Origin of the sequence: Corynebacterium sp., assembly GCF_030532715.1 — a bacterium.
Classification (GTDB): domain Bacteria; phylum Actinomycetota; class Actinomycetes; order Mycobacteriales; family Mycobacteriaceae; genus Corynebacterium.
Map to the genome: position 1 here is coordinate 34,002 of NZ_JAUNKO010000008.1, position 13,359 is coordinate 47,360.

The 13,359-nt window shown below is 57.9% G+C and carries 10 protein-coding genes; 1 reads left to right on the forward strand and 9 read right to left on the reverse strand.

Annotation, left to right across the window (positions count from 1 at the left end; genetic code table 11):
• Position 1: 1 nt before the first annotated feature.
• From coaE to rpsA, 6 genes are all read right to left on the reverse strand, one after another.
• Positions 2 to 598: a dephospho-CoA kinase gene (coaE, locus tag Q4D83_RS11775; protein WP_303175543.1), complete on the reverse strand. Its 597-nt coding sequence runs from the start codon at positions 596 to 598 to the stop codon at positions 2 to 4.
• 61 nt (positions 599 to 659) lie between these two features.
• On the reverse strand, positions 660 to 1,337 hold the full coding sequence (locus tag Q4D83_RS11780; protein ID WP_303175505.1) for an ABC transporter permease: 678 nt from the start codon (positions 1,335 to 1,337) through the stop codon (positions 660 to 662).
• Positions 1,309 to 1,977 carry an ABC transporter ATP-binding protein gene (locus tag Q4D83_RS11785; RefSeq protein WP_303175506.1) on the reverse strand — a complete coding sequence of 223 codons (669 nt, stop codon included), beginning with the start codon at positions 1,975 to 1,977 and terminating at the stop codon, positions 1,309 to 1,311. Before Q4D83_RS11785 ends, Q4D83_RS11780 begins: the two co-directional genes overlap by 29 nt.
• Complete coding sequence (locus tag Q4D83_RS11790) at positions 1,971 to 2,510, reverse strand: TetR/AcrR family transcriptional regulator (RefSeq protein ID WP_303175507.1); 540 nt, start codon at positions 2,508 to 2,510, stop codon at positions 1,971 to 1,973. The genes Q4D83_RS11785 and Q4D83_RS11790 overlap by 7 nt, the downstream gene beginning before the upstream one ends.
• A 146-nt stretch (positions 2,511 to 2,656) precedes the next feature.
• The gene (locus tag Q4D83_RS11795; RefSeq protein WP_303175508.1) at positions 2,657 to 4,711 is read right to left on the reverse strand and encodes a glucose PTS transporter subunit IIA; all 2,055 of its coding nucleotides are present in this window, start codon (positions 4,709 to 4,711) and stop codon (positions 2,657 to 2,659) included.
• A gap of 782 nt (positions 4,712 to 5,493) precedes the next feature.
• Positions 5,494 to 6,948 (reverse strand): 30S ribosomal protein S1, encoded by a 1,455-nt coding sequence (rpsA, locus tag Q4D83_RS11800; protein WP_303175509.1) that lies wholly within the window; start codon positions 6,946 to 6,948, stop codon positions 5,494 to 5,496.
• Positions 6,949 to 7,146: 198 nt separating this feature from the next.
• Here rpsA and Q4D83_RS11805 point away from each other — a divergent pair, with 198 nt between their 5' ends.
• Complete coding sequence (locus Q4D83_RS11805; protein ID WP_303175510.1) at positions 7,147 to 7,944, forward strand: class I SAM-dependent methyltransferase; 798 nt, start codon at positions 7,147 to 7,149, stop codon at positions 7,942 to 7,944.
• On the opposite strand, the gene Q4D83_RS11810 is transcribed toward Q4D83_RS11805, so the two are convergent.
• The 3 genes from Q4D83_RS11810 to polA all read right to left on the reverse strand — a co-directional run bounded on the left by Q4D83_RS11810 (position 7,925) and on the right by polA (position 13,351).
• The gene (locus Q4D83_RS11810; RefSeq protein WP_303175511.1) at positions 7,925 to 9,475 is read right to left on the reverse strand and encodes an amidase family protein; all 1,551 of its coding nucleotides are present in this window, start codon (positions 9,473 to 9,475) and stop codon (positions 7,925 to 7,927) included. The two genes, Q4D83_RS11805 and Q4D83_RS11810, sit on opposite strands and share 20 nt — an antisense overlap.
• A gap of 213 nt (positions 9,476 to 9,688) precedes the next feature.
• Complete coding sequence (locus Q4D83_RS11815) at positions 9,689 to 10,177, reverse strand: LppP/LprE family lipoprotein (RefSeq protein ID WP_303175544.1); 489 nt, start codon at positions 10,175 to 10,177, stop codon at positions 9,689 to 9,691.
• A 534-nt stretch (positions 10,178 to 10,711) separates the two neighbouring features.
• Complete coding sequence (gene polA, locus Q4D83_RS11820) at positions 10,712 to 13,351, reverse strand: DNA polymerase I (protein WP_303175545.1); 2,640 nt, start codon at positions 13,349 to 13,351, stop codon at positions 10,712 to 10,714.
• Positions 13,352 to 13,359: the final 8 nt, after the last annotated feature.

Below are 13,359 nucleotides of genomic sequence, written 5' to 3' on the forward strand. Positions count from 1 at the left end.
TCTATGGTAAGCGAAGTTCCCGGACAAGCTGTTCCACTTGTGGCTTCAATGCCTCCAAGTCACCGTTATTGTCAATGAGATAGTCCGCCGCCGCGTTGCGCTGTGCATCGCTGATCTGCTGGGCGGCTCGCCGGCGGGCGTCCGCCTCCTCGAGGCCGCGATAACGCACCAACCGTTCGATGCGCAACTGCTCATCGGCGTGTACGACCACCACCACATCCATGTCAAGGTGCAACCCATTGTCCACCAACAGCGGCATGTCGTACACCACTTCCTGGCAGCCCTCCGCGGCGGCATCCGCGAACCTCCGCGCAGTTTCCGACGCAATCTTCGGGTGCGTAATCGCGTTTAACAACGCCGTGGACTCCGGGGCACTAAACGCCAATCTGGCAAGTTCGCCCCGGTTGAGATGGCCATCTTCCAACAACACCCCTGGGCCGAATGCTTGCGCCAATTCCTCAAGGGCAGGCTGCCCCGGAGCCACGATATCGCGGGCGATTTGGTCCGCGTCGATGATGTGAAACCCTGCCTGGGCCAACAGATCCGCTACGGTTGATTTGCCACTTCCAATTCCACCTGTCAATCCGATCTTTTTCATAGCCATAAACACCAACCTACAAGGATTTTGCAGACGCGGCCGCAACCCAAAACGCACGAGCTCAGGCCGTCAGCCGCGCCCAGGCCCTCAAAGTAAGCATTCCCCCGGGAGCGGCGAGCGTCGGCAGGCACCAGGCCAGCGTCACCGGCACACCCGCCAGCGCTAATACCTGCAGCGCCACCAGCAGTACCACCGTCGCCCCCACCCCCGCCAACAGCGAGCGGAAGTGGGTAGCCACCCAGGCCACCGGAGCCGCGCACAGCATCGCAGCCATCCCATGCGCCCACACTGCTGCCAGCCGCCAATCCGGCACATACCCAAGCACCAAACCGAACACGTAAACGACCACTGTGACCGCCGCGCTTATCGACGCCGCCCAACCCACAAATACCGCCAATTTCGCCGCCGCGACTTGGAACCTCGTCACGGTGGCAACCAGCAAAATCGGCAAGGTGCGGTCACTAAACTCACGCGCGAACAACCACGTGAGCACGACCCCAGCAGTGAGCAAACCACCGGCAGTCACCAACTGCTGGGCTATCACCATCAACCCCGACCAATCCTGCGTCACACCAGGGCCCGCCTTGGCTATCAACTGCTCGTTGCCAGTTCGCAAGCCAAATGTGACCACGCCGAGCAAGCACACCGTGCCCACCAAATACATTGCGCTGCCGATCCGGCCGACACGAGATTGCCGGAACTTGAGGAACTCAACGGCGAGCGCGGTGTTGGTGCTCATCTTCAACCACCTTTGCGAAAAACTCTCGTTCAATGTCTGGCTGGGCGGGGTCAATTTCGCCGATCACACAGCCACGGTTCAACACCAAAATTCGGCGGGCGATGCGAGCAACCTCGTCGAGGTGATGGCTACTCACCAACACCGCCGCACCCGCCCGCGCGTGATCGAGCAGCTGCTCGCGTAACAACACCACGCCAAGCGGGTCCAAGGCATTCGTCGGTTCATCCAATACCAGCAACTCCGGCCGGTGCTGCGTGGCACGAGCCAACCCGACCCGTTGCTGCAGCCCTTGGGATAAATTCCCGAACCTTCGTTCTGCGACTTCACCCAGCCCCCACGTGCGCAGCGCCGGACCCACCACCGCACCATGGTCAACCCCGTGCAGCTTCGCCCCGATCACCAAATTCTGGCGGGCTGAAAGCTCCGGGTAGCCGGCGGCGCCCTCGATCAAACATCCCACGGTTGCGGGGCGTGAAACCACACCTGCGGTGGGGCGCTTGAAACCCAACACGCACCGCAACAACGTAGTTTTCCCAGCCCCATTCGGCCCCACCACCGCAACGATGCCCCCGGCTGGGACATCGAAACTCACGTCCCGAAGCCCAAGCGGAGCAAACCCAAGGCCACGCACGCTTAACATGAGCAATCCAACGCTTGAAAAATCTCGGCGATGGCGTCGCGCAGCGACACGGTACTCGCGGCCGCCCAAACCAAAAGCCCTTCACTCAAACCGGCAATTGCGGCGGCGGCAATGACCTGCGCACGCAACCGCGACTCGCCACGAGCAACCAACGCCTCAGCAATCACCACAACGGTCGGCTCGTTATGGCGGGCAATCACATTCGCCGACAACCCAGCGTCCGCCACGAGCCGCAAGCGGCAAGTAATTGCCGATTCGTCCAGCGTTTCCAGCGCACAGGCAAGTCCACGAGCCACCGCCTGCATCGGGGATTCACTCGCTGGGCGATCGCGGACGGCTTCCGCGATAAGCGGGTCGAACGAATCCCCAAGCAGCAGGTGCTCCTTGGTAGGAAAATGCCGAAACAAAGTCATCTCACTCACCCCAGCGGCTCGCGCGACCTGCGCCGTCGTGGTGGCCCGAAAGCCATGACGAGCAAACAACTCCAATGCCGCATCCTGCAACTGCTGGTGTGTACGCGTCCAACGTCCCATGAAAGAGAATGTTAGTTACTAACTATTGCCACGTCAAGGCTACTATCAATGCCGACGGGCGGAAATCTGCCCCAGCCGCCACGAACGTGAAAAAGCCCAGAGTTCGGGTGGGCTTCCGAACTCTGGGCGGGGTTTTCGCCTAGGGGCTAGGCGGTCACCTCGATAATGGCAGTATCGCCAGTCACGATCTCAGCGGGTTTGCCAACGACGGACTCGTACTTCGCATGGTTGGTCACCAACACAGGTGTAGTCAACGGGTAGCCCGCTTCCTTAATGACGGCGCGGTCGAAGGTAACCAGCGGATCGCCGGCCTTCACCTGCTGCTTGCGGGTGACGTGCACCTCGAAGCCCTTGCCGTTGAGTTGCACAGTGTCCAGACCGACGTGGATGAGCAGATCCACACCGGACTCCAGTTTCAGCGCGATAGCGTGCCCGGACTTTTGCACCATAAGCACTTTGCCGTCCGCGGGGGCCACGACGGTATTGCCGGTCGGTTCGATGGCCACGCCCTTGCCGACGCGCTCGCCAGCAAAGACTTCATCCGGAACATCTGCCAACGGGATCGCGCGGCCAGCGAGCGGCGACTTGATAAGCACCTGGGTGCCGGCCGCCAGCTCGGTAACCACCGGGGCTTCTTTCAACGCGGTACCTGCGGCGGCTGCGCCACCAGCTACAGCGGCGGCAGGGGCGGGAGCGGGGACCGCTGGAACTTGCTCACCACGCTCTTCCGCAAGCAATGCCTCATTTTCGGCGCGCATATTGTCCCGTTCTTCCGCAGTGCGATAGTCGAAGAAAATCACCAGGAAGAAGGAGGTGAGGAACGCCACGGCGATACCGATAGCGTAGCCACCCATCGGCTCCATCGCGGGAATGGTGAGCAGCGAGGTGAACACGAAGGCGTGGGCTTTCACGTCGAACAGGCCCATAATCACGCCGCCAGCGAAACACCCTGGCAGCAGGCGCATGTAGGACTTCCGGAAGCGCAACAGCACACCGTAGAGGGAGGGTTCAGAAATACCGCCAAGGAGACCGGCCATCATGCCACCGAAGGAAACCTGACGCATCTGGCGGTTGCGTTCCTTCATGGACACGAACAGGACGCCGGAAACAACACCGAAGCAGGCAAAGTTCCAGGCACCCATTGGGCCTTGGATGAAGTCATAACCCAAGGTCGCAATGTTCTGAATCATGATCGCGTTGAGTGGCCAGTGCAAACCAAGCGGCACGAGGAATGGGTACAACAGCGGCACGACGATCGCCAGAATCAGCGGCGAGAATCCGTTGACGGCACCGAGGAAAGCGGAGATGCCGTTACCCACACCGATACCGAAGGGGCCGAGCAGGAATGCGGTGGCTGGAATCAGGATCAGCAGCGAGAAGAACGGTACGAACACCATGTGCACGGCGGTTGGGATGATCTTCTTCAGCAGTTTTTCCAGCCAGAACAATGCGATTGCGGCCAAAATCGGCGGGAACACCTGTCCGCCGTAGTCGCTGAGCACCATGGGGATACCGAAAACGTCGACGGTGTAGATTTCGGTGCCGACGTCGTTCAGGGTCACGACCGTTTCCGGCAGTTCCTTCATCTTCAAAAACTCGGGCGTCAGAAGCGCCGCCGGGATTGCCGCACCGACCCACTCGTTAGCGCCGAGTTTGCGGGCAGCGGTTGCGCCGACCATGACCGGCAGGAAGTAGAACACGCTGCGCCACATGGCGTGCATGAACTGGAAGGTAGGCGGCTGCTCTTCGGCACGGAAATCTTGAATGCCGAAGGTGTCGCACAGCACCAGCAGCGTGATGATGAGCGAGGCGCCAAGCAGTGCCCACAGGACGGGACGGAACGTGTCTGACAGGAATTCAAACGAGTAATCGATCCATCCGTACTTGCCGCGGACGCCGCCATAGTCCTTCCCTCCCGAATCGGCCTTGGGGCGTTCCCCTTCGCCCATGCCCGGCTGCTGCATAATGCCTTGGTAATAATCAGCGACGCCACCGCCCATAACCACCTGGAGGCCGGTAGTGCCTTGCGGCACCACACCTAGGACGTCGGGATTGCTGTCCAGAGCCTTCTGGTCAACCAAACTTTGATCCACCAGCTGGAACCGCAAACGCGTTGCACAGTGAGTCAGACTCGTAATGTTCGCTGCGCCGCCTACCTTTTCGAGGATAAACTGCGACGTGGTCAGTGTTTTTGAGGCCACGAACACACCTTTCTTTTTGAGAACCCCCCTTCAGCGCATTTCACGCGGACGCCACCACAGGAAGGTTGCACTGGATATGATCCCCCGCTGTCCGCTGTTCACGGAAATGCGAGGGTTATAGTCGAACGTCCGAGCAATGCCCATCTGTGCCCGCATTATTCGACTCTCTCGACTATCATATGCCCGTTCCCAACGAAATCCAAGATCGATCGGGCTTCTGCGGACCCCACCACCACCCGAAAATGTTGCGAAAGACCGACACAGCCCTACCGAACACTCATCAGACCAATTAGCCGAATTTGCAGGAACATTCAATGCCCCAGCTGGTTATGACCTCCGCCACATGAGGTGAGCCCGCCCTGCCGATAGTTTCACGATTCAGAACTCCGAAAATATAGAACACACGATTGCGTAAACAAGGGCTTTTCAAAACCTAGGAGACCAACACGTTCCGTCGGCAGAGACGACCAAATGGGCGAATCCCACCCTTAGATTCACGCCCAAACCCCCAACCGCCGCAACGAATATTGTTTCGATTGTGAGGAGGGCGTCGAGAAGCGGTGCGGCGACGCTACACCTTACAGAAACCCGCACCCTCGCACACACAACAACCAGCAGCAGGCGCGGCACAATGGGTGCCAACCTTGACAACCGAACACCCCACACGCCCCAAACGGCGGGGGTACCGCTACACCCTTGACGACGCCCAGCGCGCAAAAAACGCCCCGCAGTTCCTATTGCTAGGAACGTGCAAGGGCGTCGTTCGCGTAACTAGTTACGGCCTAGTTGCCGGCGAGCTTTTCGCGCAATGCGGCGAGCTGCTCATCGGAAGCCAGCGAGCCACTCACCTCGGCGGCCTCTGCAGCTGCAGGTGCCTCCGCAGCGTCAGAAGAGTACTCGCTTGCATTCGACTCCGCTGCGGCGTCGGCCGCGTTGCGGTGGCGTTCGATCTGAGCGGTGTGCAGCTGGAAGAGACGCTCGGACTCTGCGTAGCGCGCCTCCCACTCTTGACGCTGAGCGTCGAAGCCTTCGAGCCATTCGTTGGTCTCGGGGTCGAAGCCTTCGGGGAAGATGTAGTTACCCTGCTCATCGTAAGAATCACCCATGCCGTACTTGGACGGGTCGAATTCTTCGGTGTAGTCCTCGTCGGCCTGCTTCAGCGACAAGGAAATGCGGCGGCGCTCAAGGTCAATATCAATCACCTTGACCATTGCCTCTTCACCAACGCCGACAACCTGGTCCGGCACCTCGACGTGGCGCTCAGCCAACTCGGAGATGTGGACGAGGCCTTCGATGCCTTCCTCGACGCGGACAAACGCACCGAACGGAACCAGCTTGGTGACCTTGCCGGGAACAATCTGGCCCACGGCGTGAGTGCGGGCAAACACGCGCCACGGATCTTCCATGGTGGCCTTCAGCGACAGCGAAACACGCTCGCGGTCAAGATCAACGTCGAGCACCTCAACGGTAACCTCGTCGCCGACGGTGACAACCTCGGACGGGTGATCAATGTGCTTCCAAGAAAGCTCGGAAACGTGCACCAGACCGTCGACGCCGCCCAAATCGACGAACGCGCCGAAGTTGACGATGGAGGACACAACGCCCTTGCGGACCTGGCCCTTCTGCAGCTGGTGGAGGAACTCGGAACGAACCTCGGACTGCGTCTGCTCGAGCCACGCACGACGAGAAAGCACAACATTGTTGCGGTTCTTGTCCAGCTCAATGATCTTCGCTTCGATTTCCTGGCCAATGTAGGGATCCAGGTCACGAACGCGACGCATTTCAACGAGGGAAGCAGGAAGGAAACCGCGCAGGCCAATGTCCAGGATGAGACCACCCTTGACAACCTCGATGACGGTACCGGTAACCGGCTCGTCCTTCTCCTTGAGTTCCTCAATGGCACCCCAGGCACGCTCGTACTGGGCGCGCTTCTTGGAAAGGATGAGGCGGCCTTCCTTATCCTCCTTGGTCAACACCAGAGCGTCGATCTCATCGCCGACCTGGACGACCTCGCCCGGATCGACATCGTGCTTGATGGAAAGCTCGCGGGAGGGAATCACGCCCTCGGTCTTGTAGCCGATGTCGAGCAGTACCTCATCGCGGTCAACCTTGACGACGGTACCTTCCACGATATCGCCATCGTTGAAGTACTTGATGGTTGCGTCGACTGCGGCGAGGAAGTCCTCAGCGGTGCCGATGTCGTTGATGGCAACCTGAGGGGTGTTGTTGGTGGGCATATAAAGTGCTCCGAATGCGGATAGGAATAGAAAACGGACAGGAAGCGAGTCTCTCAAAAATACTGATAACCATCAGGATTTGATCCCGCCCGCCACCGAATTTCACCCTCCTATGTAAGCGAAACGCACCAGCGAGCACAGACACGCTCTTTCAAAGCTACAGCGTTTGCCCAGCTAAAGCAAATAGAATCGCACGCTATGAGCAACTTCACCGGGGCCGAACCCGATCACCGAGAATCCGCCCGCGCAAATCGCTATTGGTGGGACTTAGACGCGGCGGATTATCACGCACAGCACGCAAACTATCTACAAGGATTTTATTGGTGCCCCGAAATGCTCCACGAAAAAGACATTCGTTTACTCGGCGATGTCTCCACCCTCGACGTCCTCGAAATAGGCTGCGGATCCGCGCCCTGCTCCCGCTGGCTCGCCGAGGACGGCGTAGGCTTTATCACCGCATTCGACATCTCCGCAAACATGCTCAACTTTGGTCGCTCCCCGCGCATTCCCCTCGTGCAGGCAGACGCCACCGCCATGCCATACGCCACAAACAGTTTCGACGTCGCGTTCTCCGCCTTCGGCGCCATCCCCTTCGTCGCCGACTCCGCAGCGCTCATGCACGAAGTGGCCCGCGTGCTCCGCCCCGGCGGAAAATTCGTCTTCTCCATCACCCACCCCATGCGGTGGATTTTCCCAGACGACCCCGGCGTGACGGGATTAACCGTGTACACCAGCTATTTCGACCGCACACCCTATGTGGAACGCGACTCAGTCACCGGCGCGGCCACCTATGTGGAACACCACCGCACCCTCGGTGACCGCGTACGTGAACTTATCGGCGCAGGATTCATCCTCACCGACCTGATCGAACCGGAATGGCCAAACAACCTTACGGAAACTTGGGGCCAATGGTCACCGTTACGCGGCGCATTGTTCCCAGGCACGGCAATCTTCGTTGCCACGCTGCCGGGCGAACCTAACCAGCCTCACGAGTAGGCGGCGTGTGCCGACGCTTCGTATGCTGCTCGAACGCATACGCGTACTCCAAGAGCTTCGTATCCGCGCCCCGCTGTGCGAAGAACATCGCCCCGGCAGGCTTGCCGTCATAAGTACCAAACGGCACGGTAATTTCAGGCGCGCCCGCAATACACGGCACCAGCACACTATCGTTGTCCTTGGAGACGATCACATCGACGTTGTGCTCCGCCATGATTAAATCCAACCTCGATTGCGCCGTGCGTACCATGTTCGCCACCTTTGCATCGTCGTGCTCGGAATACGAAAGGCTCTGCTCCACCAGATTTTGCCCGTAGCGCATTCGGGTTTCGGGGTCCTGCCTGTTGTACTCGGCCAGCGCCACCAGCGACGAGATGGGGGCCTTGTGTTCCGTAAGCCACGCGTTGAAGTCCCGCTCGAAATCGTTGAACAAAATCACCGTGTTATCGAGGTCCGTTTCATCAACCTGCATCTCGACGACCGTCGCACCCAAGAACTCCAGCGCAGCCTTCAGGTTCGCGGCAAAGTCCTCAGGGAGGCCCTGAGCGACTCCCACCCGCTTCCCCTCAAACGGGTTTCCCGACAATTTCGGTGTCACCGGCGTCGTTGCGGCGGCATTATAGGCGGCAACCACATCCTCGACACGCTTACCAAGCGGCCCGATTGTATCCAGGGTGGACGAAATCGGGACCACCCCACCGGCATCAATATTATCTTTGGTCGGTTTGAAACCCACCACGGAATGCACACTCGCAGGGGCCATAATGGACCCAGTAGTTTCCGAACCAAACGAGACCGCCGCCAAATCCAACGCCATCGCAGCGGCACTCCCAGAACTGGAACCCAGCGGCGAAATTTCTAGCGGCCCAAACGGATTGTGGGTTTGCCCCTTTTTGCCGCTATACCCGCTGGGATTCTTCGTGGACATGAAATTCGACAACTCCGAAAGGTTCGTTTTCCCCAACACAATTGCGCCTCGCCCGCGCAATTGGCGCACAAACGGCGCGTCCACGTCCGGGACAAAGTCACGCAAAGCGTGCGTGCCGGCGCTCGTCGGCATATCACTCGTATTGATGTTTTCTTTCAATAACACCGGCATGCCGAACAAATCCTCCAGGCTGTCACCCCGCCCAATCGCGTCCCGGTACTCCGCATCTTTCGCGCGCGCCTGCTCCATAGCTTTCGGATTAATTTCACTCACCGAATTAATACCGTCTGCGTTCTGATCCAACTGACGAATACGCAACAAGTAGAAAGCAACAATTTCCTCGTACGTCAACGCTTCCTGCCGAACTAACGCCTGCAATTCCGATATTGATTTGTTGTAAATTTGATCTGTTTTCTTTTCCACCGCGGCGACATCTACATCCGCCAATTGCGCATCAATACTGTTCAGGATTTTATCATTCCCAAACGAAATCCGCTCTTCTTGAGCGGGCAACAATGAGCGAATATATAAATACACTCCCCCAGCCGCCACGACCGCGAGCACCACACAAACAATCGCGCCACGAACGAGAATCTTTTTCACGCACGTTTCCTTCCTCATGCACTGGGCTTTCACGCTACGCGAACCCCACCGTAAACACTAATTTCGTGCAATTACGGCATTTTCACTCGACACCCAAACGCACACAAGATACGCGAAAAAGAACCGGCAACAATCGCGGGGTGGCGGCGTACATGCACACCGTCACCCCGCGAGTTCATCGCGCAACGCTAGCGCCGAAACCGAAATGGCAAACTACATCGCCCACTTGCTGCCGGGTGGCACATCGCCGGTGCGAGTGATCTGCCGCTCGGAATCATCCAAGGTGATTCCTGCGCTAATCCGGCCAGACGATTCAGCGTTCGACTCCCCGTCCAAGGCATAACGGAACGTAATGGAGATTCCGCTATCCCCGTGGATACGGGTAATCTCCACTGGCTCGAACGCAAACGCCTCCTCAGTGATCCGCGTGAGGAAATGTCCCCTCCGGAAAATCAACACTTGGTGCGGTGACGAGGCAGTACCGCCATCAATCTTCAGCACAATCCACGACAGCTTCGCACACGGATCGTAGGTGTCCGTGGGGCTGTTTGAGCTCCAGTGATTCTCAACCGGATCAGTGTTGCTAGGGAATGGCGGAGGCACAGTGTCCTTATACATTTCCAGCGCCTCCTGGCCGGTAAGGTTGGCGCACTTGCCGTCCCCACCGGCGGCTTCCGACATCGCGGACTCCTCGCTCGTCATGGTCACAGCAAGGGAATCCGCAGTTGTCCCCGCAGCATCAGTTGTGCCCGAAACGCTGCCACCTGCCGTTGACTGCACAGCCGAGCTTTGATCGCCCGCCGCATTTTGTCCAGTAGTTCCGCCATCACAAGCAACCAACGCGCAAGCAATCGCAACGCTTACCGCAGCTGTTCGAAATAGCTTGATGCTTCGCCGTGTCATTGAAATCATCTCCTTTGGCCCTGCCGTTGCGCACCCAACTTTGCCGCATTAGAAACGCTCACAACAACCGGCTACGCAATCAGCTACACGGTATTGAATTACTGTTCATCGGAAAAACATTGACACCAATTCACGCTTAATGAGTTCTTTCATTAAGACTATCGAAGCCAGCAGCAAACGCGTTACCCCGCCGCCACATTCTCACTATATTATTCGAATCTATTGCTGTAATTATTGGCAAAATATAAGCACGGCATGCGTAACAAAAATGGCAAAATACCTCGTCGTAATGAGCGCAAACAGTCATTCATCGGCGAACACTCATGAGCGACACTAATGGGCGGCAGCATCCCAATCAGGTCCAACGCCAACCGAAACCTCCAACGGAACCGAAAGCTTGATCGCTTGGTCCATTTCCCGTTCGAGGATGGCTTTCACTTGCTCAAGCTCCTCAGGCACCGCATTGATCACCAACTCGTCGTGGACTTGCAGCAACATTTCAGAAGCAAGGTTATGCTCCTTGAACGCGGCGTCGATACGCACCATCGCCACTTTAATAATGTCAGCGGCAGTCCCCTGGATAGGCGCATTCAACGCGGCACGTTCAGCGTTTTCGCGCGCCACTCGATTATCAGAAGTCAATTCCGGCAAGTAGCGGCGGCGACCAAACAACGTGGAAGTGTAGCCATCGCGGCGCGCCTGCTCAACCACCGAATCAAGATAGCGCTTCACCCCACCAAAACGTTCGAAGTAGGTTTCCATGATGACCTTCGCTTCACCCGGGGCAATGCCCAATTGTTGGGACAAACCAAACGCGGACAGCCCGTACACCAAGCCGTACGACATCGCCTTCACTCGACGCCGCAGCTCCGGCGTAACCTCGTCGATACCCACGTTAAACACCTTGGAACCCACATAGTTGTGGAGGTCTTCACCTTGCGAATAGGCCTCAATCAGCCCCGGATCCGCCGACAAATGCGCCATCACACGCATTTCAATCTGCGAATAATCCGCAGTAATCAACACATCCGAATCATTGTTCGCCACAAATGCGGAGCGAATTTTACGTCCGTCAGGCGTACGCACCGGGATGTTCTGCAAGTTGGGATCCGTGGAACTCAGCCGCCCCGTAGAGGTCACAGTCTGCTGGAAAGTGGTACGGATACGACCGTCCGGCTGGACCGCCTTAATTAACCCATCAAGCGTCGTTTTCATTTTCTGGTACTCGCGGTGCGCCAGCAAATGATCCAAAAACGGGTGCGGGGAATTCACCGCAAGAGCTTCAATTTCCTTCGCGGCAGTGGAATACCCCGTCTTGGTCTTCTTGGTTTTCGGCATACCGAGAGTCTCAAACAGCACCACTTGCAGCTGCTTCGGGCTCGAAAGATTCAACGACGGATCGCCCGCCAGTTCACGCGCGGCAGTCTCCGCCTCGGAAACTCGATCAATAAAAACCTCACGCTGTTCCTCAAGGCGGGCAACATTCACAGCAATGCCCGCCTGCTCCATGCGGGCAAGCACACCCGCCAACGGAACCTCTAAATCCTGGTACAACTCAAAGGAATCGATCGCCTGCAGTTCTTTCGTCAGCGCAATCACGAGATCGTAAGTAGCCGCCGCTTCATCAACAAGTTCGCGAGAATTATCCGGCGCATCCAACAAAGACAACTGACCCGACTGCGGCTCAGGAAGCTGCCGCTGCAAATGCCGCTGCAACACATCTTTCAACTCATACGTCCGCTGGCCAGGGCGCAGCAAATACGCCGCAATGGCCGTATCGTGAATCACACCGCCCAATTCGAACCCACGGCCGAACAGCATGTGATAGATAGGCTTAGCGCCGTGCACCAACTTCGGCCGCTCGGAAGCCAACCACTCCGCAAGGACCAGCTCATCTTCACCGCTGATCTCCCGCAGATCGACGACCACGGCGTGGTAATCGACGTCGAGAAGCGCGAGCGCCCAAGCATCACCTTCGCCGGGGGTAGCAACACCCGACACCGCCATCGCAAGCGCCTGGTTCTCGCGGCGGGGCAACCATGTACGCACCGGCTCGGAATCGATAACAATTTCGGCCGCCTCCGCCACTTCCACAGAGGTGGATTCGCCCGCGTCAATCACACTCAGCACACGCTCACGCAAGTTAGTGCCAAATTGCAGCTCATCAAACTTCTCCGCAATCTCCGAAACATTCGCGGGGCGAAACTCAAGCTCGGCGGGCCCATACGGCAACTCCAGGTCCTTGACCATCTCCGTCAACTTGCGGTTCATCCGCACCTGATCCAACCGCTCACGGAAATTATTCCCCGCACGCCCCTTAATCTCCTCCGCGTGCTCGAGCAGATTATCGAGCGAACCATACTCCTTAATCCACTTCGTCGCAGTCTTCTCCCCCACCCCCGGAATATTCGGAAGATTATCCGAAGGATCCCCACGCAACGCGGCAAAATCCGGATACTGCACCGGCGTCAAACCATACTTCTCCTCCACCGCAGCCGGAGTAAAACGATGCAACACACTCACCCCACGCATCGGATACAGCACCGTGGTGGAATCATTCACCAACTGGAAAGAATCCCGGTCACCGGTAACCACCAAAGTTTCAAACTCAAGCGAACCCGCAGCCGTGGCGAGCGTGGCAATAATATCGTCAGCCTCGTAATTCTCCAGCTGCATAGTGACAATTCCCAGCGAGGAAAGCACATTCTGGATCAACTCCACCTGGCCACGGAACTCCTCCGGTGCCGCCTCCCGCTGCGCCTTATACTCCGGAAACATCTCCGTTCGAAACGTTTTGCGGCCAACGTCAAACGCAACCGCAATGTGCGTCGGGCGCTCCTCCTTCAGCAACGTGGTCAACATCGAAAGGAAACCGTACACAGCGTTCGTATGCTGCCCACCCGTAGTGGAAAAATTCTCGGCTGGCAGTGCGTAAAACGCGCGGAAGGCCATCGAGTGGCCGTCAATAAGCATGAGGCGAG